The sequence below is a fragment of the Streptomyces sp. NPDC093097 genome (assembly GCF_044754325.1).
Classification (GTDB): domain Bacteria; phylum Actinomycetota; class Actinomycetes; order Streptomycetales; family Streptomycetaceae; genus Streptomyces.
On sequence record NZ_JBIVOW010000009.1, the window covers coordinates 163,066 to 187,351 of the forward strand.

The 24,286-nt window shown below is 71.4% G+C and carries 22 protein-coding genes and 5 tRNA genes; 10 read left to right on the top strand and 17 right to left on the bottom strand.

From position 1 onward, the window contains the following. Nucleotides 1-4: 4 nt before the first annotated feature. Together ACIQE0_RS17910 and ACIQE0_RS17915 are read right to left on the bottom strand one after the other, a co-directional pair. Nucleotides 5-1,006 (bottom strand): NAD(P)H-dependent glycerol-3-phosphate dehydrogenase, encoded by a 1,002-nt coding sequence (locus ACIQE0_RS17910; RefSeq protein ID WP_366330655.1) that lies wholly within the window; start codon nt 1,004-1,006, stop codon nt 5-7. Continuing rightward, complete coding sequence (locus tag ACIQE0_RS17915) at nt 1,003-1,869, bottom strand: lysophospholipid acyltransferase family protein (protein ID WP_366330656.1); 867 nt, start codon at nt 1,867-1,869, stop codon at nt 1,003-1,005. Before ACIQE0_RS17915 ends, ACIQE0_RS17910 begins: the two co-directional genes overlap by 4 nt. Before the next feature lie 140 nt (nt 1,870-2,009). On the opposite strand from ACIQE0_RS17915, the gene cofC reads away from it, so the two are divergent. Beyond that, on the top strand, nt 2,010-2,759 hold the full coding sequence (gene cofC, locus ACIQE0_RS17920) for a 2-phospho-L-lactate guanylyltransferase (protein ID WP_402333039.1): 750 nt from the start codon (nt 2,010-2,012) through the stop codon (nt 2,757-2,759). On the opposite strand, the gene ACIQE0_RS17925 is transcribed toward cofC, so the two are convergent. The 5 genes from ACIQE0_RS17925 to leuC all read right to left on the bottom strand — a co-directional run bounded on the left by ACIQE0_RS17925 (nt 2,740) and on the right by leuC (nt 6,238). Next, nucleotides 2,740-2,943, bottom strand: a complete 204-nt coding sequence (locus ACIQE0_RS17925; protein WP_366330658.1) for a hypothetical protein — start codon at nt 2,941-2,943, stop codon at nt 2,740-2,742. The two genes, cofC and ACIQE0_RS17925, sit on opposite strands and share 20 nt — an antisense overlap. A 101-nt stretch (nt 2,944-3,044) precedes the next feature. Next, complete coding sequence (locus ACIQE0_RS17930; RefSeq protein WP_366330659.1) at nt 3,045-3,701, bottom strand: HU family DNA-binding protein; 657 nt, start codon at nt 3,699-3,701, stop codon at nt 3,045-3,047. A gap of 125 nt (nt 3,702-3,826) precedes the next feature. Further along, nucleotides 3,827-4,072 (bottom strand): hypothetical protein, encoded by a 246-nt coding sequence (locus ACIQE0_RS17935; protein ID WP_402333043.1) that lies wholly within the window; start codon nt 4,070-4,072, stop codon nt 3,827-3,829. Nucleotides 4,073-4,208: 136 nt separating this feature from the next. Further along, the gene (gene leuD / locus ACIQE0_RS17940) at nt 4,209-4,802 is read right to left on the bottom strand and encodes a 3-isopropylmalate dehydratase small subunit (protein ID WP_384098800.1); all 594 of its coding nucleotides are present in this window, start codon (nt 4,800-4,802) and stop codon (nt 4,209-4,211) included. A gap of 5 nt (nt 4,803-4,807) precedes the next feature. Next, nucleotides 4,808-6,238, bottom strand: a complete 1,431-nt coding sequence (gene leuC / locus ACIQE0_RS17945) for a 3-isopropylmalate dehydratase large subunit (protein ID WP_402333046.1) — start codon at nt 6,236-6,238, stop codon at nt 4,808-4,810. Nucleotides 6,239-6,412: 174 nt separating this feature from the next. Between leuC and ndgR the strand changes: the two genes are divergently transcribed. Continuing rightward, nucleotides 6,413-7,132 carry an IclR family transcriptional regulator NdgR gene (ndgR, locus tag ACIQE0_RS17950; protein WP_100599612.1) on the top strand — a complete coding sequence of 240 codons (720 nt, stop codon included), beginning with the start codon at nt 6,413-6,415 and terminating at the stop codon, nt 7,130-7,132. A 224-nt stretch (nt 7,133-7,356) separates the two neighbouring features. Here the strand turns inward: ndgR and ACIQE0_RS17955 are convergent. From ACIQE0_RS17955 to ACIQE0_RS17995, 9 genes are all read right to left on the bottom strand, one after another. Then, a tRNA-Glu gene (locus ACIQE0_RS17955) sits at nt 7,357-7,429 on the bottom strand. A 21-nt stretch (nt 7,430-7,450) separates the two neighbouring features. After that, a tRNA-Gln gene (locus ACIQE0_RS17960) sits at nt 7,451-7,522 on the bottom strand. 16 nt (nt 7,523-7,538) lie between these two features. Beyond that, a tRNA-Glu gene (locus ACIQE0_RS17965) sits at nt 7,539-7,611 on the bottom strand. Between the two features lie 62 nt (nt 7,612-7,673). Beyond that, a tRNA-Glu gene (locus ACIQE0_RS17970) sits at nt 7,674-7,746 on the bottom strand. Between the two features lie 21 nt (nt 7,747-7,767). Then, nucleotides 7,768-7,839: transfer RNA gene (locus tag ACIQE0_RS17975), tRNA-Gln, on the bottom strand. 89 nt (nt 7,840-7,928) lie between these two features. Then, nucleotides 7,929-8,654, bottom strand: coding sequence for an HAD family hydrolase (locus tag ACIQE0_RS17980; RefSeq protein WP_402333050.1), 726 nt, complete (start codon nt 8,652-8,654; stop codon nt 7,929-7,931). A 118-nt stretch (nt 8,655-8,772) separates the two neighbouring features. Further along, nucleotides 8,773-10,254 carry a glutamate--tRNA ligase gene (gene gltX / locus ACIQE0_RS17985; RefSeq protein WP_402333053.1) on the bottom strand — a complete coding sequence of 494 codons (1,482 nt, stop codon included), beginning with the start codon at nt 10,252-10,254 and terminating at the stop codon, nt 8,773-8,775. Further along, nucleotides 10,247-11,020, bottom strand: a complete 774-nt coding sequence (locus ACIQE0_RS17990) for a fumarylacetoacetate hydrolase family protein (protein WP_366330664.1) — start codon at nt 11,018-11,020, stop codon at nt 10,247-10,249. Before ACIQE0_RS17990 ends, gltX begins: the two co-directional genes overlap by 8 nt. Nucleotides 11,021-11,101: 81 nt before the next feature. After that, nucleotides 11,102-11,272 (bottom strand): hypothetical protein, encoded by a 171-nt coding sequence (locus ACIQE0_RS17995; protein WP_402333056.1) that lies wholly within the window; start codon nt 11,270-11,272, stop codon nt 11,102-11,104. Nucleotides 11,273-11,880: 608 nt separating this feature from the next. Here ACIQE0_RS17995 and ACIQE0_RS18000 point away from each other — a divergent pair. From ACIQE0_RS18000 to ACIQE0_RS18035, 8 genes are all read left to right on the top strand, one after another. Continuing rightward, complete coding sequence (locus tag ACIQE0_RS18000) at nt 11,881-15,510, top strand: nitrate- and nitrite sensing domain-containing protein (protein ID WP_402333059.1); 3,630 nt, start codon at nt 11,881-11,883, stop codon at nt 15,508-15,510. A gap of 9 nt (nt 15,511-15,519) precedes the next feature. Then, on the top strand, nt 15,520-15,933 hold the full coding sequence (locus ACIQE0_RS18005) for a roadblock/LC7 domain-containing protein (RefSeq protein ID WP_366330766.1): 414 nt from the start codon (nt 15,520-15,522) through the stop codon (nt 15,931-15,933). A gap of 109 nt (nt 15,934-16,042) precedes the next feature. After that, the gene (locus ACIQE0_RS18010) at nt 16,043-16,453 is read left to right on the top strand and encodes a DUF742 domain-containing protein (protein ID WP_366330667.1); all 411 of its coding nucleotides are present in this window, start codon (nt 16,043-16,045) and stop codon (nt 16,451-16,453) included. Continuing rightward, the gene (locus ACIQE0_RS18015) at nt 16,434-17,027 is read left to right on the top strand and encodes an ATP/GTP-binding protein (RefSeq protein ID WP_366330668.1); all 594 of its coding nucleotides are present in this window, start codon (nt 16,434-16,436) and stop codon (nt 17,025-17,027) included. The genes ACIQE0_RS18010 and ACIQE0_RS18015 overlap by 20 nt, the downstream gene beginning before the upstream one ends. A gap of 410 nt (nt 17,028-17,437) precedes the next feature. Continuing rightward, entirely contained in the window at nt 17,438-20,521 is a 3,084-nt protein-coding gene (locus ACIQE0_RS18020; RefSeq protein ID WP_402333064.1) for a nitrate- and nitrite sensing domain-containing protein, read from the top strand. 10 nt (nt 20,522-20,531) lie between these two features. Then, entirely contained in the window at nt 20,532-20,945 is a 414-nt protein-coding gene (locus ACIQE0_RS18025; protein WP_018542541.1) for a roadblock/LC7 domain-containing protein, read from the top strand. Between the two features lie 84 nt (nt 20,946-21,029). Next, entirely contained in the window at nt 21,030-21,638 is a 609-nt protein-coding gene (locus ACIQE0_RS18030; RefSeq protein ID WP_402333067.1) for a DUF742 domain-containing protein, read from the top strand. Next, nucleotides 21,619-22,197, top strand: coding sequence for an ATP/GTP-binding protein (locus ACIQE0_RS18035; protein WP_073447656.1), 579 nt, complete (start codon nt 21,619-21,621; stop codon nt 22,195-22,197). The genes ACIQE0_RS18030 and ACIQE0_RS18035 overlap by 20 nt, the downstream gene beginning before the upstream one ends. Nucleotides 22,198-22,292: 95 nt before the next feature. On the opposite strand, the gene ACIQE0_RS18040 is transcribed toward ACIQE0_RS18035, so the two are convergent. Beyond that, complete coding sequence (locus tag ACIQE0_RS18040) at nt 22,293-24,230, bottom strand: dihydroxyacetone kinase subunit DhaK (protein WP_402333070.1); 1,938 nt, start codon at nt 24,228-24,230, stop codon at nt 22,293-22,295. Nucleotides 24,231-24,286: the final 56 nt, after the last annotated feature.

A 24,286-nucleotide genomic window follows, 5' to 3' on the forward strand; every position in this document is an offset into this window, starting at 1 on the left:
GCGGTCAGTGCCGCTCCGGCTTGGCGCTGCGGGACATCAGCTCCTTGAGGGCCACCAGCGGCGGCTTGCCCTCGTGGACGATCTCCACCACGGTCTCGGTGAGCGGCATGTCGACGCCGTGCCTGCGGGCCAGATCCAGCACGGATTCACAGGACTTGACGCCCTCGGCGGTCTGCTTGGTGACCGCGATGGTCTCCTGCAACGACATGCCCCGGCCGAGGTTGGTGCCGAAGGTGTTGTTGCGGGAGAGCGGCGAGGAGCAGGTGGCGACGAGGTCGCCCATGCCGGCCAGGCCCGCGAAGGTGTGCGCGTCGGCGCCCATGGCCAGGCCGAGCCGGGTGGTCTCGGCCAGACCCCGGGTGATCAGGGACGCCTTGGCATTGTCGCCCAGGCCCATGCCGGTGGCGATGCCGACCGCGAGCGCGATGACGTTCTTGACCGCGCCGCCGAGTTCGCACCCCACCACGTCGGTGTTGGTGTACGGGCGGAAGTACGCGGTGTGGCAGGCGGTCTGGAGGCGCCGGGCGACGTCCTCGTCGGCGCAGGCGACCACGGCGGCGGCGGGCTGCTTCGCGGCGACCTCCTTGGCGAGGTTGGGGCCGGTCAGCACCGCGACGCGTTCCGCGGGGACCTTGGCGACCTCCTCGACGACCTCGCTCATGCGCTTGGCGGTGCCCAGTTCAACGCCCTTCATCAGGGAGACCAGGACGGTGTCGGAGGGCAGCAGGGGCGCCCACTCGGCGAGGTTGTCACGCAGCGTCTGGGAGGGCACGGCGAGGACGGTGAAGTCCGCGCCGCGGGCGGCCTCGGCCGGGTCGGTGGTGGCCCGTACGCCCTTGGGGAGTTCGACGCCCGGTAGGTAGTCCGGGTTGGTGCGGCCGGTGTTGATGGCGTCGACGAGGGCCGCTCTGCGCCCCCACAGGGTCACCTCGCATCCCGCGTCGGCGAGCACCATCGCGAATGCGGTGCCCCAGGACCCCGTGCCGAAGACGGCGCAGCGCGTCACTTGCCTTCATCCTCCTGTGCCTGCCGGGTGCTTCGGGTTGTGTGCGCGGGTGCGGCCGGTGCGGCGGACTCGGCCGGTTCCAGTACGGCGTCGCCGGTGGCGGCGGCCTGAGCGGCCCGCGCGGCCTCTCGGGCGGCCCGTCGCTCCCTGGCGATTTCCTTGCGGTAGTCGAACGGTTCGGCCGGCGCGGTCTCGCCGCGGATACCGGCGAGTTCCGCGGTGATCGCGGCCATGATCTTCTCGGTGACGGCCCGCAGCACCTCGGCGGTGGGCTCCCGGTCGTAGAACTCGCTGAGGTCGACCGGCGGTCCGGCCTTGACCCGCAGCGTCTTGCGCGGGAGGAGCTGGAGCTTGTTCTCCTTGGCGTACGGCGGCATCGCCTCGTTGGCGCCCCACTGGGCGACGGGGATGACCGGCGCCTTCGTCAGCAGTGCGACCCGGGCGGCACCGGTCTTGCCCTGCATAGGCCACAGGTTGGGGTCGCGGGTGAGGGTGCCCTCCGGGTAGAAGGCGACGCATTCGCCCTTCTCGATGGCGTTCACGGCGGCCCGGAAGGCGTTGGCGGCGTCGGTGGTTTCCCGGTAGACCGGGATCTGTCCCGTGCCCCGCATCACCATGCCGACAAAGCCGCTCTTGAAGAGACCGGCCTTGGCGAGGAATCGGGGGACCCGCCCGGTGTTGTACTGATAGTGCGCATAGGAGAGCGGATCGAGATACGAGTTGTGGTTGACCGCGGTAATAAAACCGCCGTCGGCCGGAATGTGTTCCATTCCCCGCCAGTCCCGCTTGAACAGAACCAAGAGCGGCGGTTTGCAGATGACCGCGGCCAAGCGGTACCAGAAGCCGATTCTGCGGCGGGACACTGGGACACCCTCCTTGTGGGATCTGCGGAGCTGCTGCGAGCCGGCAGCCGCACAAGTGTCGCCCCGTGTACCCGCTATGTCGAGAACACCGTAACCCCGTCGCTGAAGGAAAGGCCCGGCGGCAGGTGAGAATGATCCCGATGCGAAGAGACGGAGCGGATGTGGGCTGGAGCCTCGTGGTGCCGCTGAAACCGCTGGTGCGGGCCAAGAGCAGGCTCTCCCAGGCCGCCGGTGAGGAGTTCCGGCCCCGGTTGGCGCTGGCATTCGCACTGGACACGGTGGCGGCGGCACTGGCCTGCGCGGACGTGCGGGATGTGGCGGTTGTCACGGACGATCCGGTGGCCGGGGAGCACTTGGCGGGGCTGGGGGCGCGCATTGTGCCGGACGCTCCGGCCAACGGGCTGAATGCCGCACTGGCCCACGGAGCGGCCGTGGTACGGGCCCGGCGCCCCGAAGCCCCGATCGCCGCACTGAACGCCGATCTGCCGGCGCTCCGCCCGGCCGAGCTGGCCGTAGTGCTCCATTCCGCCGCGCTTTTTCCGCGCGCATTTCTCGCGGATGCGGCGGATATCGGGACAACACTTCTGTCCGCGACTTCCGGTGTGGAATTGGACCCGGCTTTCGGGGGCGCTTCGCGGGCCCGTCACCTGGCGTCCGGGGCGCGGGAGATCGTCGCGCCGAACGTGCCGTCGGTACGCCGGGACGTGGACACCGGGGACGATCTGCGGGCGGCGCTGGCGCTGGGCGTGGGCCCGCACACCGCGCGGCAGACCCCGCAGGTGCCGGGCTGGGCGGCCGTGCGGCGCCCGTCCGGCGCCCCCCTGGCCGCGGACGCCGCCCGCGCGCCGGGCGCGGCGGTGCCGCCGCAGGTCAGAGCGTCTGGAGCGTGACCAGGACGATCCGCCGGTCGGTGCCCTCGCCGGTGACCTCGATGCGCACCCGCTGACCGGGCCGCAGCAGGAGCAGGCCGCCGGCGTCGAAGGCGGCCGCGTCGAACGGCAGCGGGGTCCCGTCGTCCAGCAGCACGCTGCCGGCGCGGGTCGTCTCGTCGTAGGTGTACGCGGTGGCCTGCATGGGGTCAGCGTAGACGGGGCCCTGACGGGGCACGCACCGCGGGCCGGGCTCCCCGGAGGGAGACCGGCCCGGCGCCTGGCGTTGCGTTTGCCGCTGTGGAATTACCGCTTGCGGGCAGTGGTCTTCTTGGCGGTGGTCTTGCGCGCCGTGGTCTTCTTGGCGGGAGCCTTCTTCGCCGTGGCCTTCTTGGCGGGCGCGGTCTTCTTCGCCGTGACCTTCTTGGCGGTGGTCTTCTTGGCGGGCGCGGCCTTCTTCGCCGCCGCCTTCTTCGCGGTGGTCTTCTTCGCCGCGGTGACCTTCTTCGCGGTGACCTTCTTCGCGGTGGTCTTCTTCGCCGCCGCCTTCTTCGCCGGCGCCGCCTTCTTGGCCGCGGCCTTCTTCGCGGCCGCCTTCTTCGCGGCGGCCTTCTTGATGGCGACACCGCCGGTCAGGCTGCCCTTGGGGGCCTTCTTCACGGCCACCTCGCCGCCCTTGGGGAGCTTCTTCGAGCCGCTCACCAGGTCCTTGAAGCCCTGACCGGCGCGGAAACGCGGCACCGAGGTCTTCTTGACCCGCACGCGCTCGCCCGTCTGCGGGTTGCGGGCGTAACGGGCCGGGCGGTCCACCTTCTCGAACGAACCGAATCCGGTGACCGATACGCGGTCGCCGGCGACAACTGCACGGACGATTGCGTCCAGTACGGCGTCCACCGCTTCCGCGGCGTTCTGGCGGCCGCCGAGCTTGTCGGCAATGGCTTCTACGAGCTGCGCCTTGTTCACGTCTTCCCCTTCGGAGACATTGCTGGAACGAAAGATTCCAAGCTTTTTCGCACGTTAGGCAGATATATACCGCAAATCAAACACGAAACGGGCTAATCACCCTTGTGCCGCAACGGACTCGACCTTCACGGACTTCCGCCGGCATGCACATCTTCGGGATAACGACCTTCGTCAAGGTCATGCATGAACCACTCCAGACGCCTTGCTGCGTCTGCAAGATCGTGTTTAGCCGCGGCCGTGATGACGAGCAGCTTCCGGGTCAGCGCCATCCGTACGCCCTCCGGGACTTGCAGTGTCCGCACTCTTGCGTGTGCGTCCTTGAGTCGGTCGGCGACGAAACCGTAGAGCTCGAGTTGGTCGTCGCGTTCCATGCGCTAATTGTGCCATCTGCGCCGAGTTGTCGCTTCACGGGGCCTCAACACCGGCCTCAACACGGCGATGCGCCCCCTGCCAACTGCACAGGGGGCGCATCGTACGCAATAAGGCTTTGAGCCATAAAACCCGAGGTCAGACCTCGATGGTACGCGGCTTGAACCGCGGCCTGTTCGCCTCGTATGCGGCGATCGCGGACTCCTCCCGAAGGGTGAGACTGATGTCGTCCAGGCCCTCCAAGAGCCGCCAACGGGCGTTCTCGTCCAGCTCGAAGCCGGCGGTGATGCCCTCGGCGCGGACCTCGCGGCCCACCAGGTCGACCGTCACCTCGGCGGTCGGGTCGGACTCCGCCAACTCCTGGAGGCGGTCCACGGTCTCCTGCGGCAGGACCACCGTCAGCAGGCCGTTCTTCAGGGAGTTGCCGCGGAAGATGTCCGCGAAACGGGAGGAGACAACGGCCTTGAAACCGTAGTTCTGGAGCGCCCAGACGGCGTGCTCGCGGGAGGAGCCGGTGCCGAAGTCGGGGCCCGCCACCAGGACCGTTGCCCCCTTGTGCGCCTCCTGGTTGAGGACGAACTCGGGGTCCTTGCGCCAGGCCTCGAACAGGCCGTCCTCGAAGCCGTCGCGGGTGACCTTCTTCAGCCAGTGGGCCGGGATGATCTGGTCGGTGTCGACGTTGCTGCGCCGCAGCGGAACGGCCCGGCCGGTGTGGGTGGTGAAAGCTTCCATGGTGTTCAGACTCCCGCGGGCGTGGCGACGGTGGCGTCGGACAGATCGGCCAGTGAGGCCAGATGGCCGAGAACCGCCGTTGCGGCGGCGACCTGGGGCGACACGAGGTGCGTGCGGCCGCCCTTGCCCTGCCGGCCCTCGAAGTTGCGGTTGGAGGTGGACGCGGAGCGCTCGCCGGGCGCCAACTGGTCGGGGTTCATGCCCAGGCACATCGAGCAGCCGGCGTGCCGCCATTCGGCACCGGCGGCGGTGAAGGTCGCGTCCAGGCCCTCCTCGACGGCCTGGAGGGCGACCCGGACCGAGCCGGGGACGACCAACATCCGCACCCCGTCCGCGACCTTGCGGCCGGCGAGGACCGCCGCCGCCGCGCGCAGGTCCTCGATGCGGCCGTTGGTGCACGAACCTACGAAGACGGTGTCCACGGAGATCTCGCGCAGCGGCTGACCCGCCGTCAACCCCATGTATTCCAGGGCCTTTTCGGCGGCGAACCGCTCCGAGGGGTCCTCGTACGAACCCGGGTCGGGGACGTTCGCCGAAAGCGGCGCACCCTGGCCGGGGTTGGTGCCCCAGGTGACGAACGGCGCCAGCGACGCGGCGTCGATGACGACCTCGGCGTCGAAGACCGCGTCGTCGTCGGTGCGCAGCGTCTTCCAGTACGCGACGGCGGCGTCCCAGTCCTCGCCCTGCGGGGCGTGGTCGCGGCCCTGGAGGTAGTCGAAGGTGGTCTGGTCGGGGGCGATCATGCCGGCCCGGGCGCCCGCCTCGATCGACATGTTGCAGATGGTCATCCGGGCTTCCATCGACAGCTTCTCGACGGCCGAGCCACGGTACTCGATGACATAGCCCTGACCGCCGCCGGTGCCGATCTTCGCGATGATCGCCAGGATCAGGTCCTTGGCGGTGACGCCCTCGGGCAGTTCCCCGTCCACCGTGATCGCCATGGTCCGGAACGGCGCCATCGGCAGCGTCTGGGTCGCGAGCACATGCTCGACCTGGCTGGTGCCGATGCCGAACGCCAGCGCACCGAACGCGCCGTGGGTGGAGGTGTGGCTGTCGCCACAGACCACGGTGGTGCCGGGCTGGGTCAGTCCCAACTGCGGTCCCACGACGTGGACGACGCCCTGCTCGACGTCGCCCAGCGGATGCAGCCGGACGCCGAACTCCGCGCAGTTCTTGCGCAGGGTCTCCAGCTGGGCGCGCGAGACCGGGTCGGCGATCGGCTTGTCGATGTCGAGGGTGGGGGTGTTGTGGTCCTCGGTGGCGATGGTCAGGTCCGTACGCCGCACCTGGCGGCCTGCCTTGCGGAGGCCGTCGAACGCCTGCGGGCTGGTGACCTCGTGCAGCAGGTGCAGATCGATGAAGAGAAGGTCGGGCTCGCCTTCCGCGCGCCGGACGACGTGGTCGTCCCAGACCTTCTCCGCGAGTGTCCGTCCCATCGCTTTCCCTCCGGCCGGCCACAGTGCCGGCCTTGCTCGTATGTGCGCGGTGACCCGCGAATCTCCCCTGACGGGCCTGACGCCGGGCCCTGGTCGGGGGCCGCGAATACAGAGTGACGACTTCGCTGGAAAATTGAACTTGCGTTTCACACTGTGAGACGCAAGTATCGTTGCATGGACAACTCTAGCGGCGTCGGCGTTCTCGACAAGGCGGCTCTGGTTTTGAGCGCTCTGGAGTCCGGTCCGGCCACCCTCGCCGGGCTGGTCGCGGCGACCGGACTCGCCCGACCCACGGCCCACCGGCTGGCCGTGGCTCTGGAACACCACCGGATGGTGGCGAGGGACATGCAGGGCCGGTTCATACTCGGCCCGCGGCTCTCCGAGTTGGCCGCGGCGGCCGGCGAGGACCGCCTCCTGGCCACGGCCGGACCGGTGCTCACGCATCTGCGGGACGTGACGGGCGAGAGCGCCCAGCTCTATCGCCGCCAGGGCGACATGCGGATCTGCGTGGCGGCGGCGGAGCGGCTGTCCGGACTGCGGGACACCGTCCCGGTGGGCTCCACGCTGACCATGAAGGCGGGCTCCTCGGCCCAGATCCTGATGGCCTGGGAGGAGCCTGAGCGGCTGCACCGCGGCCTCCAGGGCGCCCGTTTCACCGCCACCGCGCTGTCCGGCGTGCGGCGCCGCGGCTGGGCCCAGTCGATCGGCGAGCGGGAGCCCGGTGTGGCCTCCGTCTCGGCGCCCGTCCGCGGCCCCTCCAACCGCGTGGTGGCCGCCGTCTCGGTCTCCGGACCGATCGAGCGGCTGACCCGCCACCCGGGCCGGATGCACGCCCAGGCGGTCATCGACGCCGCCGCCCGCCTCTCCGAGGGCCTGCGCCGCAACGGCTCCTAGAACGTCCTCCGATGACACAGCCGGCCGGCCCCGCTCCCCGCGGTGGCCGGCCGGCCCGCTCTCCGGCGCACACCGCCACCGCCCGCCCAACTGGCCGCCCCGCAAGGGCCGCTGCCGCCGGGCCGCGCCAACTCCCCCGCTTCACAGGGCGGTTGACCGCCGGAGGTGTTGTCCGGACACACGAGAAAAGCCCTCCGCATGAAGCGGAGGGCCTTTCCCTCAGGTACCCCCGACCGGATTCGAACCGGCGCTACCGCCTTGAGAGGGCGGCGTGCTAGGCCGCTACACAACGGGGGCCTTGCAGATGAGCTCTGCGAGCTGGCCTACCTGGACTCGAACCAAGACTAACTGAACCAGAATCAGTCGTGCTGCCAATTACACCATAGGCCATGGTGGTGTAGACCAGTACCCCCGACCGGATTCGAACCGGCGCTACCGCCTTGAGAGGGCGGCGTGCTAGGCCGCTACACAACGGGGGCCCTAGCGATCCTGCGTGAGTGGCAGTGGGTGCGACCCAGACTGCCTCCCCGAGAAGGATCTGTACCCCCGACCGGATTCGAACCGGCGCTACCGCCTTGAGAGGGCGGCGTGCTAGGCCGCTACACAACGGGGGCTTTGCAGATGAGCTCTGCGAGCTGGCCTACCTGGACTCGAACCAAGACTAACTGAACCAGAATCAGTCGTGCTGCCAATTACACCATAGGCCATCAAAGTGCAACCCCGTGCAGGGGGCTTCTCTTTGATCTGCGCTTTCCGTTCCGGCCTTTCGGCCCTCTCGGGCGGCGCAGGAAGAACATTACCTGATCGTGGAGGGTGCTCCAAAACCGATGACCCGGCGCACCAGCTCAGGCAGCTCGGCCAGCCCGCGGATGCGGTGCACGCCCGACGGAGGCTGCTCCTCGCTGCCCGCGCGGTCCAGCCATACGGGCACCAGTCCGGCGTCCCTGGCGCCCAGGCCGTCGACGTCGAGCCGGTCGCCGACGTAGAGCACGTCGGCCGGCGGCAGCCCGAGGGCCGCGCAGGCACCGCGGAACGCCTCCGGGGCCGGCTTGGCGTGCCCGAGGACGTCGGCGCACAGGACGGCCTCGAAGTGCGCGCGGATGCCCAGGACGGTGAGCTTGCGCTCCTGGTTGGCGGTGGAGGCGTTCGAGAGCACCGCCTGGCGGACCAGGGGCGCCAGCGCCTCCAGGGCCGGCACGGCGTCCGGGAAGAGCCGCCAGGCGGCCTCGTAGTGGGCGAGGTAGCGGCCGAACCAGGCGTCCGCCTCCGCGTCGCTCAGCGGGGCGTCCAGGAAGCTGCGGGCGCGGGCCCTGCGGTGCTCCCGAAAGCCCCGCTCGCCGGCGAGGAACCGGGCGAACTCGGTCTCCATGACCTCCCGCCAGCGGGCCACCGCGGCCTCCTCGCCGCCGTAGGCGGCCAGCAGGCCCTCGGCGCGCAGGTGCCGCAGCACGCCGGTGCGGTCGGAGCCGTCGTAGTCGAAGAGGGTGTCGTCGAGGTCCCAGAGGACGGCGCGGAGGGCCATGGCGGGAATCTAACGGCCGAGGGGCGGGGTGCGGCAAGGGGACGGCGGGAGGAAGAAGGGAACGGGCCCGGAAGCGCGGTGGCTTCCGGGCCCGTGGGTCCCGTGGGGTGCGGTGGGATCAGGCGGCCAGCTTGGCCAGGGCCGCGTCGATCCGGGCGAGGGTGCGCTCCTTGCCGAGGATCTCCAGGGACTCGAAGAGCGGCAGGCCGACGGTGCGGCCGGTGACGGCGACGCGGACCGGGGCCTGCGCCTTGCCGAGCTTGAGGCCGTGCTCCTCGCCGGCGGCGAGGACGGCCTGCTTGAGCGGCTCGGGGCCGGCGGTCCAGTCGGCGGCTGCCAGGTTGGCGCGGGCGGTGGTGAGCAGGGCCACCGGGTCGCCCTTCATCGCCTTCGTCCAGGACGCCTCGTCCTCGACCGGCTCCTTGCGGAAGAGGAAGTCGACGTTGGCGGTGATGTCCGAGAGGACGGTGACGCGGGTCTGGGCGTGCGGGGCGATCGCCTCCCAGGCCGCCTGGTCGAAGTCCGACGGCTCCCAGTTGGCGAACGGGGCCTTCAGCCAGGGCTCGCAGGCCGCGGTGAAGTCCTTGAGCTCCAGCCGGCGGATGTGCTCGGCGTTGATCGCCTCGGCCTTCTTGAGGTCGAAGCGGGCCGGGTTGGCGTTGACGTCCGCGATGTCGAACTTCTCGACCATCTCGGGGATGGTGAAGATGTCCTGGTCGGCGGAGAACGACCAGCCCAGCAGGGACAGGTAGTTCAGCAGGCCCTCGGGCAGGAAGCCGCGCTCCCGGTAGAGGTTGAGGTTGGCCTGGGGGTCGCGCTTGGAGAGCTTCTTGTTGCCCTCGCCCATGACGTAGGGCAGGTGGCCGAACTCCGGGATCGCGGTGGCGACGTCCAGCTCCATCAGGGCCCGGTACAGGGCGATCTGGCGGGGGGTGGAGGAGAGCAGGTCCTCGCCGCGCAGGACGTGGGTGATCCCCATCAGGGCGTCGTCGACCGGGTTGACGAGGGTGTAGAGCGGTGCCCCGTTGGCGCGGACGATGCCGTAGTCCGGGACGTTCTCCGGGGTGAAGGTCAGCTCGCCGCGGACCAGGTCGGTGAAGGTGATCGGCTCGTCGGGCATCCGGAAGCGGACGATCGAGGTGCGGCCCTCGGCCTCGTAGGCGGCCTTCTGCTCGGCGGTCAGATCGCGGCAGGCGCCGTCGTAACCGGAGGGCCGGCCCTCCTTGCGGGCGGCCTCGCGGCGGGCGTCGAGCTCTTCGGTGGTGCAGTAGCACGGGTAGGCGTGGCCGGCGGCGAGCAGCTTCTGCGCGACGTCCTTGTAGAGGTCCATCCGCTGCGACTGGCGGTAGGGCTCGTGCGGGCCGCCGACCTCGGGGCCCTCGTCCCAGTCGAAGCCGAGCCAGTGGAACGAGTCCAGCAGCTGGTTGTAGGACTCCTCGGAGTCGCGGGCCGCGTCGGTGTCCTCGATGCGGAAGACCAACTGGCCGCCGGTGTGGCGCGCGTAGGCCCAGTTGAACAGGGCGGTGCGGACCAGGCCGACGTGCGGGTTGCCGGTCGGGGAGGGACAGAAACGGACGCGGACGGGGGTCGCGTTAGCCACGCTTGATCACCTTGTTGGTGAGAGTGCCGATGCCTTCGATGGTGACGGCGACCGTGTCGCCGACGTTGAGCGGGCCGACCCCGGCCGGGGTGCCCGTGAGGACGACGTCGCCGGGGAGCAGCGTCATCGCCTCGGTGATGTGGACGATCAGGTCCTCGATCGGGCGGACCATGTCGCTGGTGCGGCCGAGTTGGCGCTGTTCGCCGTTGACCGTGCACTGGATGGTCAGGCCCGCGGCGACCGCCGCCGGGTCCAGGTCCGTCTCGATCCAGGGGCCGAGGGGGCAGGAGCCGTCGAAGCCCTTGGCCCGGGCCCACTGCTTCTCCTGGCGCTGGACGTCGCGCGCGGTGACGTCGTTGGCGCAGGTGAAGCCGAGGATGACGTCCTTGACCCGCTCGCGGGGCACCTCGCGGCACATCCGGCCGATGACGACGGCCAGTTCCGCTTCGTGGTGCACCTCCTGGGAGAAGGAGGGGTAGGCGAGGGGGTCGCCGGGACCGATCACCGAGGTCGACGGCTTGAAGAAGGTGACCGGGGTCTCCGGGACCTCGTTGCCCAGTTCGGCGGCGTGCTCGGCGTAGTTGCGGCCCACGCCCACGACCTTGTTGGGGAGAACCGGGGGAAGCAGCCGCACCTTGTCGAGGGGGACCTTCTGGCCCGAGCGCTCGAATTCCGCGAACGGATGTCCCTTGATGACGTCGAGTTCGTCTCCTTCGAGGACGCCGAAGCCGACGTTGCCGTCGATGGAGAATCTGGCGATGCGCACGGGTTGCCGCTGCCCCTCATGATCATTGGCCGGAGTTGACACTCCAGGCTAACGCGGAGGCCTGGGCGGACCGTCGTTCTTTTAGGCCGTGACGTCCTGTTTCGGGAGTTCGTTCAGGACAGTGCGGCGGGGGTTGGCGGTGTGGCGGGGCAGGTCGACGGGGTGCTCCTGGGCCTCCAGGGTGCCGAGGTCCTCGGCGTCCTCAAGGTGGGCCAGGGTGGTGCGCCGCGGGTTGGCTATGTTGCGGAACATCGTCGTCTTCACTGCGGTATGCCTCGCGTCTGGTGGGGAAGGGGTGCCGAACGGTGCATTTCTGCGCGTTGTCGTTCTGCGCAGCCATGTAAAGCGTCAGGCTAAGCGCGCTATTCCCTGTGGATCGGCGGGAAACTCGGCGATCATCCTGTGAGTTTCCTCACGAAGGGTGTGACATATGCCGCATTTCCCATGATCAACATCCGTGGTCGAAACGGACATTGACGGATTGAACCCCACGTTCCGATCCCGATCACCGCACCTGGGGCAGGACGCAAAGAGAGGCGACTCGCGGGCAAAAGTCCGAAATCGGGGGCGCCTTCTTCTACCGGTCGTCACACATTCCATACATTGCGTCACACATGTCACACCAAACCGCTCCGCCCTTGTTGGAGATCCGGCACTGTGCTGGAATTCCACGGACCGCCGCACGTTTCCGCCGGCGCGCAGGGCGTGAAGGAGCGCCGCGCGGTGGCGCCGCTCTCTCGGCCAGAGGGGGTGGCCCGCCGGTCACTCACGACCGCCATGGGGGCTTTCGCGGTCCCCTCCGATCGACACCGTCCCGCCGTTGGCGCGGTGGGACGCCTGGTCCAGAGGTTGCGACGCTAGTGCAGGGACGTTTCAAGAGGGATGGCAACGCTGCGGCGGACCCGGAGCTGCGCGGCGGGACAGACCGCGGCCAGTCACCGGGGGATGACGCCGCGGGCGGCGGCAAGCCCAAGAACGGCCCCAGCGGGCCCGGCAGTCGAATAGCGCTGCGCAACTGGCGCATCAGCACCCGTCTGGTCTCCCTGCTCGCTCTCCCCGTCGTCGCCGCGACGACCCTGGGCGCCCTGCGCGTCAACACCGAGCTGGAGAACATGGACCAGCTCGACAACATGCAGCTGCTGACGCAGATGACGCGGTACGCCACCGAGCTGGCCGACGCGCTGCAGGCCGAGCGGGACAAGTCAGCCGGCCCGCTGGCCGGCACCGGCAACGTCAAGGACGACGCCAACGTGGTCGCCCCGCGCCAGGCGACCGACCGCGCCCGGGTGTCGTTCAACCAGGCCACCGCGACCATCAAGACCGACGACGCCGCCATGGCGGGCGTCCGCGCGACCATCCTGGAGATCGGCCGCCAGCTCAACACCCTCAACGAGATCCGCAGCAACGCCTACAAGGACGACAACAACGTCACGCGGACCGTCACCTCCTACAACCAGCTGATCACCTCCCTGCTGGACCTCTCGCAGGACATGGCGCAGGCCACCAGCAACCCGGAGATGATCCGCTCCACCCGTGCGCTGGCGGCGTTCTCGGCCGCCAAGGAGTACGCGTCGATCCAGCGCGCTCTGGTCAGTGCCGGTCTGGCGCGCTCGGGCGGCCCGCAGCTCTCCGCCAACGACCGGCTGTCCGGCCGCACCGCCGAGGACGACGAGAAGGCGGCCCGGGACCGCTTCTCGCAGATCTACAGCGGCAACGCCGGTGCGCTCACCCGCGGCCTGGACGGCAACAACGACGAGATCAAGGCCGCCTACGCGTTCGCGCACCGCGCCTTCGCCAGCGCCGGCGGCATCCGCACCCAGGAGTACAAGTACCTCGACTGGTACGACTCCGACACCGTCAAGATCGACGAGATGTCGCGGATCGAGACCGCGCTGCTCTCGGAGATGGACCAGAAGTCCCGCGAGCTGCGGAACGCCGCGACCCAGGACGCGATCCTCAACGGTGCCGTGATCCTGCTGGTCCTCGGCGTCTCGCTGGTCGGCGCCTTCGTCGTGGCCCGGTCCATGGTCCGCTCGCTGCGCCGCCTCCAGGACACCGCCCAGAAGGTCGCCCAGGACCGGCTGCCCGAGCTGGTCAAGCAGCTCTCGGAGGCGGACCCGCAGGACGTCGACACCTCCGTCGAGTCGGTCGGTGTGCACAGCCGGGACGAGATCGGCCGGGTGGCCGCGGCGTTCGACGAGGTGCACCGCGAGGCGGTCCGGCTGGCGTCCGAGCAGGCGCTGCTGCGGGGCAACGTCAACGCGATGTTCACCAACCTCTCGCGCCGCTCCCAGGGCCTGATCCAGCGTCAGCTCTCGCTGATCTCCGAACTGGAGTCCCGTGAGGCCGACCCGGACCAGCTCTCCTCGCTCTTCAAGCTCGACCACCTCGCCACCCGCATGCGCCGTAACGGCGAGAACCTCCTGGTCCTCGCCGGTGAGGAGCCGGGCCGCCGGTGGACCCGCCCGGTGCCGCTGGTCGACGTGCTCCGCGCCGCCGCGTCCGAGGTGGAGCAGTACGAGCGGATCGAGCTGAGCGCGGTCCCGCAGACCGAGGTCGCCGGCCGGGTCGTCAACGACCTGGTGCACCTGCTCGCCGAGCTGCTGGAGAACGCCACCTCGTTCTCCTCGCCGCAGACCAAGGTCAAGGTGACCGGTCACGCGCTGCCCGACGGCCGGGTGCTGGTGGAGATCCACGACACCGGCATCGGCCTCTCCCCCGAGGACCTCGCGGCGATCAACGAGCGGCTGGCCAGCCCGCCGACCGTGGACGTCTCGGTGTCCCGGCGGATGGGTCTGTTCGTGGTCGGCCGGCTGTCGCTGCGGCACGGTATCCGCATCCAGCTGCGGCCGTCCGACTCCGGCGGCACCACCGCCCTGGTCATGCTGCCGGTCGACGTCGCCCAGGGCGGCAAGAAGCCGGCGCCGAGCACCGCCAAGAGCCCGTCGGAGGGCGGTGGCGCGCCCACCAGCCGACTGGCCGGGCTCCAGCCGCGCGGCCAGGTCGGCTCCGGCCCCGGCGGGCGGCCCGCGCTGCCCGGCCGCGGCGGCCCCGGCGGCGCCCCGAACGCCTTCGGTGTACCGGCGCCCGCCGGTCCCGGCGCGCCGTCCGCTCCGCAGGCCCCGTCCGCCCCGAACGCCCAGAACGCCCCGGGGCGCGGCGACGCCCGCCCGGTCGGCGACGGTGCGCGGCCGGCGCTGCCGGTGCGCGGCGCGGACGCCAACCGCGGTGCCGAGGACGGCCGTACCCCGACCGTGGCCCCGCCGGCCGGTCTGCCCCCGCGCGAGGAGCGCCCGCAGCTGCCCTCGCGGCAGACGGGGGCCGCGGCCGCGCTGCCGGACGGCGGAGCCGGGCAGCAGGGCCCCGCGGACGCCGGGCAGCCGGGCGACGCGCCCCTGGGCGTGCGCCGGGACCGCGGCACCGACGACGACTGGCCGGTGGCGCCCCGTGAGGCGCAGGACCGGCCGCGCGGCCACGAGGAGCCGGAGACCACCGGCACCTTCGAGCAGCCCGCGCCGGCCGCCGGCCCCGCCGACACCGGCCGGTTCCCCCAAGCCGAAGCGCACACCGGGCAGTTCGCGCAGCCGGACCTGCACACGGGCCAGTTCCCGCAGGTGGAGGCGCACACCGGCCAGCACCCGCGGCCGGACGGCCACACCGGCCAGTTCGCACAACCCGACAGCCACACCGGCCAGTTCGCGCAGCCCGACAGCCGCACCGGCCAGTTCGCGCGGCCGGAGCCGGACACCGGGCAGCACCCGCGTCCCGACTCCGACACCGGGCAGTTCACGACCGGGCAGTTCGACACCGGCCAGTTCGAGGCCGGACGGCCGGAGACCACCGGGCAGTTCCCGCACCCCGAGGGCGCGCAGGCGCGGCCGGCCGGTCAGGTCCCGCAGCCGGACGCCGGCCGGGCCCCGGCGGGCCAGAACCCGCTCGGCGCCGACCCGTTGAGCGATCCGCTCGGCGGTGCCGACACCGGCGCCGGTGACTTCCGCACCCCGATCTTCGACACCATCGAGTCCGACTGGTTCAACACCCCGGCCTCGGCGGCCGCGGGTGTGCCGCCGCAGCCGCACCAGGACGCCCCCCGGACCGGCGGGGCGCCGAAGGAGGCGCCGGCCGGGAACGTTCCGGCCGAGGAGGCTCCGGCGGGCGGTGCCCGTGCGGGCGCCCCGGCCGAATCCACCGGGCAGTGGCGGACCTCGCCCAACGACGAGGTGTGGCGGCAGGCGGAGCAGATCCGCCAGCCGGCCTCGGGCGGGGTCACCACGTCCGGGCTGCCCCGTCGGGTGCCGCGCGCCAACCTGGTCGCCGGCACCGCGCAGCAGCAACCCCCGCAGGGCGGTCCGCAGGTCTCCCGCGCACCCAGTGACGTGCGCGGCCGACTGACCAATCTGCGCCGGGGCATCCAGCAGGGCCGGCAGGCCGGGACGTCGTCCACCGGCAACCACGGCATTGTCGATCCCACTCACCAGCAGGAGCGTTAGTTGAGTCCGATGAGCCAGGCGGCGCAGAATCTGAACTGGTTGATCACCAACTTCGTGGACAACACCCCCGGGGTGTCCCACACGGTGGTGGTCTCCGCGGACGGACTGCTCCTCGCCATGTCCGAGGGCTTCCCCCGCGACAGAGCCGATCAACTGGCGGCGGTGGCCTCCGGTCTGACGTCGCTGACCTCCGGCGCGTCCCGCATCTTCGAGGGCGGGGTCGTCAACCAGACCGTGGTGGAGATGGAGCGCGGCTTCCTCTTCATCATGTCCGTCTCCGACGGATCGTCGCTGGCCGTGCTGGCGCACCCCGAGTGCGACATCGGCCTCGTCGGTTACGAAATGGCCCTGCTGGTCGACCGCGCGGGCACCGTCCTGACGCCCGATCTCCGCGCCGAACTCCAAGGAAGCCTGCTGAACTGAGTGCCCGCGGCGTCCGCAGCGCCGCACGCACCCGGTACAACTCACCTATCCGAGCCGCCATCCTCACCGGCCCAACCCGACGACCCAGGTCGTCCCGTCCGGAGGACCCATGACCCCGCCACCCCATACTTCCGGCCCGTACGGCGCCTACAGCCCCGCGCCGTACGGGGGCGAAGGTGACCAGCCGCTGGTGCGCCCGTACGCGATGACCGGAGGCCGGACCCGGCCGCGCTACCAGCTCGCCATAGAGGCCCTGGTCAGCACCACGGCCGACCCGTCCCAACTGCCCGGTCTGCTCCCCGAGCACCAGCGGATCTGCCATCTGTGCCGCGAGGTGAAGTCGGTGGCGGAGGTCTCCGCGCTGCTGCACATCCCGCTCGGCGTGGCCCGGATCCTCGTGGCCGACCTGGCGGAGGCCGGCATGGTGGCGATCCACCAGCCCGGCGGCAGCGGCGAGGCGGGCGGCACGCCGGACGTGACCCTGCTGGAGAGGGTGCTCAGTGGACTTCGCAAGCTCTGACGCCGGCCAGGCGGCCGCCCCGTCCCGCTCCACCACCTCGGCGAAGATCGTGGTGGCGGGCGGCTTCGGCGTGGGCAAGACCACGTTCGTCGGCGCGGTCTCGGAGATCAACCCGCTGCGTACGGAGGCCGTGATGACCTCAGCCTCGGCGGGCATCGACGACCTCAGCCACGTCCAGGACAAGACGACCACGACCGTGGCGATGGACTTCGGCCGGATCACGCTGGACGAGGACCTGATCCTGTACCTCTTCGGTACGCCGGGTCAGGACCGCTTCTGGTTCATGTGGGACGACCTGGTCCGCGGCGCCATCGGCGCGGTGGTCCTGGTCGACACCCGCCGGCTGTCGGACTGCTTCCCGGCCGTCGACTACTTCGAGAACAGCGGCCTGCCGTTCGTCATCGCCCTCAACGGCTTCGACGGGGCGCAGCCCTACACGCCCGACGAGGTGCGCGAGGCGCTCCAGATCGGGCCGGGGACGCCGATCATCACCACCGACGCGCGGCATCGCACGGAGGCCAAGAGCGCGCTCATCACGCTCGTGGAGCACGCGCTGATGGCCCGCCTGCGCTAGCCGCTCCGTACGGCCCATCCCGTCATCCGGCATGGGCCGTACGGCAGTTGTGCCCCCGGGGTGCCCTCGGGGCGGAACTGCCCGGGAGTGCCTCCGCTTGTGCCCCTGCGGTGCGCTGTGTCCTTCGACACGCCCGTCAAGGGGCTTCATAACGTTTCGACAGTGAATCGGCCCGCGCCGACCACGGGACGCGCACGCCCGGCTCCGCTGCGCTCACATTTCTCCCGCCTTTTGCCGCGCCTCGCCCTTAACGCCCCTTTTATCTTGCGTTCTTCAAGGGCCTTTAGGGGTCTTCTCAGTGTTTGGAACGCACAGCCCTGACGTGCTGAAATTCGCTGAACTCCGGAGTAGAAACGCCCAGAAGAAACGGCACTGCGCAACCGTGCCGGCGCCGAGAGGTTGTTGGTCGAGTGAGGCGAAGCACGACGAGCCCCGAGCCGCAGGAACCGCGGCGGGGCAACTTCACGCCGCCGCCCCGTGGTGGTGACGCACCGGCCGCCGATGCGCCCGAACACCCGGCCGCCAATCCCCCGGTCAGCGGCGGCAAGCACTCGCCGCGCAACTGGCGGGTGGCCACCCGGCTGAACGCGATCCTGCTGATCCCGGTCCTGGTCGGCCTGCTCTTCGGCGGCCTGCGGGTCAACAACTCCATCAGCACCTGGCAGGACGCCAAGGACGCCGAGAACACCGCCAAGCTCGTTCGCGCCGCGCTTTCCTACAGCAACGCCCTCATCGACGAGCGGGACCGCACCGCGGCGCCGCTACTGAAGGGCCGGCAGAGCGACCCGGTGGTCCAGGAGGCCCGGGACGCCACCGACGCCGCCGGCAAGGCGTTCCGCGAGGCCGCCAAGAGCATGCCGGACAAGCCCGGCCTCAACCGCCGCCTGGCGCTGTTCCAGAAGACCGAGCCCCAGCTGGCGCAGCTGCGCCAGAACGCGTACACCGCCAAGCTCACCGGCGTGAAGACCGAAGAGGGCTACGTCGAGATCCAGCACCCGCTGATGGAGTTCGCCAACGAACTCGGCCTGGGCACCGGCAACATCACCTCCTACGGGCGCACCGTCTACGCCGTCGCACTGGCGAAGGCCGCCGAGTCGCTGGAGCGCTCCATCGGCACCCACCTCCTGGTCGACCCGGCGTCCCCGCAGGGCGGCAAGGAGCACAAGGCGCAGCTGACCGCCTTCGCGTCGTACCGCTACCTGGAGGGCATCGCCATCGGCGAGTACACCTCCGGCGGTACGCCCGGCGACGTGGCGCGGCTGCACAAGGACGCGGCCAGGCTCCGCACCGCGGCGCAGGCCCAGATCGAACGGGCGAAGGCGCAGGCGGAGGCCGCGGGACAGACCTTCCGCACCCCGCCGTCGATCGACCAGATGTCCACTCTGATCGCCTCCGGCGCGGCACCGGCCGAGCTGGCCGCCAAGGGCATCACCCCGGACGCGTACTTCACGGCCGCCACCGGCAAGTTCGACATGTACCGGTCCATCGAGAAGGACCTGGCGGACAAGGCGGTGAACGAGGCCGCGCAGATCTCCTCGGACGCCATGCGGTCCGCCTTCGTGGACTCCAGCATCGCGGTGGCCGCGCTGTCCGTGGCGTTCGTGGTGGCCGGGCTGATGGCCCGCCGGATGAGCCGGAACATGCGCGAGCTGCGCAACGCGGCCTTCGGCGTCGCCGAGCAGCGGCTGCCGATGCTGGTCGACCAGCTCTCCCGCACCGACCCGGGCCGGGTCGACACCCGGGTGACCCCGATCCCGATCGCCACCACCGACGAGATCGGCGAGGTCGCCCGCGCCTTCGACCAGGTGCACCGCGAGGCGGTCCGGCTCGCCGCCGAGCAGGCACTGCTCCGGGGCAACGTCAACGCGATCTTCACCAACCTGTCGCAGCGCAACCAGGGCCTGATCGAGCGTCAACTGGAGCTGATCACCGGCCTGGAGAACAACGAGGCCGACCCGGACCAGCTGGAGAACCTCTTCCGGCTCGACCACCTCGCCACGCGCATGCGCCGCAACGGCGAGAACCTCCTCATCCTCGCGGGCGAGGAGCCCGGCCGCCGCTGGAACCAGCCGGTGCCGCTGGTCGACGTGCTGCGGGCGGCGACGTCCGAGGTCGAGTCCTACGAGCGGATCGAGCTCAGCGGGGTCCCGGAGAGCGAGATCCACGGCACCGCGGTGACCGACCTGGTGCACCTGCTGTCCGAGCTGCTGGAGAACGCCACCACGTTCTCCTCCCCGCAGACCAAGGTGAAGGTGGCCGCGACCCGGCTGCCCGACGGCCGCGTCATGATCGAGATCCACGACAAGGGCATCGGGCTGACCCCCGAGGACTTCGCGGACATCAACCACAAGCTGGCCAACCCGCCGAGCGTGGACGCCGCGATCTCCCAGCGGATGGGCCTGTTCGTGGTCGGCCGGCTGGCCGACCGGCACGGCATCCGCGTCCAGCTGCGCCCCTCGGGCGAGCAGGCCGGCACCACCTCGCTGGTCATGCTGCCGGAGGCGATCACCCACGGCGGTGGCGGCGGCGAGCAGTTCGACGACGACTTCACCGTCTCCCGGATCGTCCCCGAGCACCAGCAGGCGGCGTACGAGGGCGGCGCCCGCACCGCCGCGGAGCTCGGCTTCGACGACGCCCTCCAGGGGCCGGCCGGCGGCGCGGCGGGGCTGGACCCGGTCGGCCGTTCGCGGCTGCGCGAGGAGCGCCGGGCGGCCCTGGAGGCACTGGCCGCCGGGCAGACCGCGCCCGAGCAGATCGACAACCGGCCGCTGTTCCGCGACGAACTGCCGGGCGCCGCCCGGCAGATGCCGCCCGCGCCGTATGCGGAGCCCGGACAGCCGCTCTACGACGACCGCTCCTACGGAGCCGAGGCGTTCACCGAGCCGGCCCCCAACGAGACCACCGGCCAGTACCCTTACACCCCCCAGGACGCGGGCCGGGCGGACGGGTGGGCCGAACCCACCCCGTACCAGAGCCACTTCGGAACCGAAGCGGAATCTGACCGGAATCCCGGTGCCGCTCCCGCGGATGCGTCGGAGCGCGTAACATTCGAGCGTCCCGGCCCCTTCGCGAGCGTGACCGACTCGCTGACCGACGCCGGTCTTCCGCGCCGCGGAACCGACTTGTCGCACGGTGAGCAGTCCAGCGCACCGGAGGCCGGTCAGGGCGACGGCTCCGACTGGCACAGCGAGAACGACGATCGCTGGCAGCGGGCGGGGCGACTGCGCCAGCCGACGGCCGGTGGGGTCACCTCCTCCGGCCTTCCCCGGCGGGTGCCCAAGGCCAACCTGGTCGAGGGCACCGCGGAGCAGACCACGCAGGGCGGCCCCCAGGTCTCCCGCGCCCCGGAGGCCGTCCGCGGCAGGCTGAGCAATCTGCGCCGCGGTGTCCAGCAGGGGCGCAGCGCCGGCACCGGCACGGACCCCTCCTCGGGGGTCCCCCAGAATGACCAACAGGGCTTCGGCCCCGGCAGCACCTACGATCAGGAGCGTTAGTGTGAGCCCGATGAGCCAGGCGGCGCAGAATCTGAACTGGTTGATCACCAACTTCGTGGAGAACACCCCCGGGGTGTCCCACACGGTCGTGGTCTCCGCAGACGGGCTGCTCCTCGCGATGTCCGAGGGGTTCCCCCGCGACAGAGCCGATCAACTGGCGGCGGTGGCCTCCGGTCTGACGTCGCTGACCTCCGGCGCGTCCCGCATCTTCGAGGGCGGGAGCGTCAACCAGACCGTGGTGGAGATGGAGCGCGGCTTCCTCTTCATCATGTCCGTCTCCGACGGATCGTCGCTGGCCGTGCTGGCGCACCCCGAGTGCGACATCGGCCTCGTCGGTTACGAAATGGCCCTGCTGGTCGACCGGGCAGGCACCGTCCTGACCCCCGATCTCCGTGCAGAACTGCAGGGCAGCCTTCTCAACTAGCAGACAGGCAGTGCGTTTCTCGCCACCGCGCCATAAGGTTCGGTGGCGCGACCGACGTCAGACAGGCAAGTTGGAGGAGGAGACGTGGCAACGCCCCCGAGCGGCTACCCGTATGGATCCGGACAGCAGTCCGGTCCGCAGGGCGACACCCATCACAACCGCTTCAACTTCCCGTCTGCGCCCAGCCGCAGGCCGCAGCAGCACTCCGCTCCGCAGCAGGGTCCGTACAGCCCCCAGCCCTACGGACCCCCGCCGAGCGAGCCCTCGCCGTACCACCAGCCGCAGGCACCGCGCATCCAGCCGGTGCAGCCGCCGCGGCCGGCGCCCGAGCCCGCCCCCACCGGCGGGATGAACAACCCCCTCGTGCGCCCGTACGCGATGACCGGGGGCCGGACCCGGCCGCGCTACCAGCTCGCCATCGAGGCGCTGGTCAGCACGACCGCGGATCCCGCGAAGCTGCAGGGCCAGTTGCCGGAGCACCAGCGCATCTGCCACCTCTGCCGCGAAATCAAATCCGTCGCCGAGATCTCGGCCCTCCTCTCCATCCCCCTCGGCGTCGCCCGGATCCTCGTCGCCGACCTGGCGGAGGCCGGACTCGTCGCCATCCATCAGCCCGGCGGGGACGAGACCGCCGGCGGACAGCCAGATGTGACACTGCTCGAAAGGGTGCTCAGTGGACTTCGCAAGCTCTAGCGGTGCAGCCCGCTCCACCACCTCGGCGAAGATCGTGGTGGCGGGCGGCTTCGGCGTGGGCAAGACCACGTTCGTCGGGGCCGTCTCAGAGATCAACCCGCTGCGCACCGAAGCCGTGATGACCTCCGCCTCGGCGGGCATCGACGACCTCACGCACGCACCGGACAAGACGACCACGACCGTGGCCATGGACTTCGGCCGCATCACCTTGGACCAGGACCTGATCCTGTACCTCTTCGGTACGCCGGGTCAGGACCGCTTCTGGTTCATGTGGGACGACCTGGTCCGCGGCGCCATCGGCGCGGTGGTCCTGGTCGACACCCGCCGCCTGGCCGACTGCTTCCCCGCCGTCGACTACTTCGAAAACAGCGGCCTGCCGTTCGTCATCGCCCTCAACGGCTTCGACGGACACCAGCCCTACACGCCCGACGAGGTCCGTGAGGCGCTGCAGATCGGCCCGGACGCGCCGATCATCACCACCGACGCGCGGCACCGCAGCGAGGCCAAGAGCGCCCTCATCACGCTCGTGGAGCACGCGCTGATGGCCCGCCTGCGCTAGCGTCCGACGGCGCGGTCCCCGACCGCCCGCACGCCGAAAGGCCCCCGCACAGCTGCCTGGTGCGGGGGCCTTCGCCGTTGCCGATGCACCCGCGGTCAGCGCAGGGTCGTGCCGATCGCGGTGAGGATCAGGGCCAGGGAGACCGCGCCGGCGTCCGGGTGGCCGTAGCCGAGCGTGCCCATGCGGGCGGCGCGGCCGCGGGCCGGGGTGAGGCGGGCGGTGTCCGTGGCGGCCCGGGTGGCGGCCTCGGCGGCGGCCCGCCATGCCTTGGCCAGGCCCTCCACCGCGTGCCCGCGCAGCTCGCGCCGGAACGGGTCCAGGGCGTCCAGCATGGTCTTCTCCCCCACGGCGGCGCCACCCAGTTCGCAGACGGCCCGCTGCGCGGCGTCCACCGCCTCCGCCAGCACCGCGGTGCTCAGGCCGGCGTCCTCGGGGGCCCGGACCAGGACGGCGCCGGCCTCGGTGAGCAGGGCGCCGTAGAGCGCGCCGGACGCGCCGCCGGAGGCGTCGGCCAGCGCCAGCCCCGCGGCGAGCAGTGCGGCGCCGGCCGACCGGGGGTCGCCGGCCGGCCCCGGTTCGGCCGCCCGCGCCGCCGCGACGGCCGCCCGCAGCCCCCGGACGATGCCGATCCCGTGGTCGCCGTCCCCGGCGACCGCGTCCAGCCGCCCCAGTTCCTCCTCGTTGGCCGTGACGAGCTCCAGCGCGGCATGCAGCGCCACCGCCACGGGCAGACCCCCACCGGGGGGAAGCGGGCCCCTTAGGGGTCGCCGGCCGCCGCCCCGTACGGGTCGGCCGGTGCCCTTGGCCGCGCCAGCCGCCGTGGCCGCCGCCGCTGCGGCCTCGGTCGCCGCGGCCGCCGCCGCCGTGGCCGCGGTCGCCGCGGTCTCCGCCGCCGCGGTCGCCGTCACGAGCGCCGCCGTCGCCGCCCCCGCGGCCGTGCCGCCCGCCCCCGCCCGGTCCGTCCGCTCGTCCGCCCCGTCCGCGAGGGACACCGGCAGGCTGCGGAAGGCCGGGGTGTCGCAGGGGGCGTCGTGGAGCTCGGCCAGTTCGTCGTCGAGGAGCATCAGCGACAGGGAGACGCCGGCCATGTCGAAGGAGGTGACGAACTCCCCCACCTCCGGCCGGAACGGGTGCAGACCGGCCGCCCGCAGCCGCCGGTTGACCTGCCGGTAGACCACGAACATCTCCTCGCACTTGGTGCGGCCCAGGCCGTTGAGGAGGACCGCGACCCGGCCGTTGTTGCCGGCCGGGGGCTCGGGGAGCTCCGGCAGCAGGTTGCCGACGAGTTCGTCGGCGAGTTCGGCGGCGGTCAGGTGGCGGGTGGTGCGCAGGCCCGGTTCGCCGTGGATGCCCATGCCCAGCTCGGTGGTGCCGGCGTGGACGGTGAACAGCGGCTTTGCCGCGCCCGGGAGCGTGCAGCCGGCGAACGCGGCGCCGAAGGTGCGGGTGTGGGCGTTGGCGCGGGCCGCGATCCGGGCGACGGTGTCCAGGTCGTCGCCGCGCTCGGCGGCGGCGCCGGCGGCCTTGAAGACGAAGAAGTCGCCGGCCACCCCGCGCCGGTCCCTGGACGGGTCGACCGGCCGGCCCTCCTCCGGCGGCGGCCCGCTGGCCACGTCGTCGGTGACCAGCACCGTACGGGTCGCGACGCCCTCGGCGACGAGCCGGCGGGCGGCCAGGCCGAAGTGCATGGCGTCGCCCGCGTAGTTGCCGTAGGCGAGCAGCACGCCCGCGCCGCCGTCCGCGGCCCGGGCGGTGCGGTAGACCTGCTCGGCGCTGGGGCTGGCGAAGACGTCGCCGACCGCGGCGGCGTCCGCGAGCCCGGGGCCCACCAGTCCGGCGAAGGCCGGGTAGTGGCCGGAGCCGCCGCCGATGACGACCGCGACCTTGCCGGGGCGGGGCACCTGGCGGCCGACCACGCCGTAGGCGCCCGGGACCCGGCGGAGCGTGCGGGCGTAGGCGTCGGCCAGTCCTTCCAGCCAGTCCTCACGGAAGGTCTCGGGGTGGTGTCCGAGACCGGCGGTTTCGGTCGTCATCAGCGCCACGCTCCCATCGCACCCGGTCCGCCCTCACTCGCCGAAGGCGTGCAATG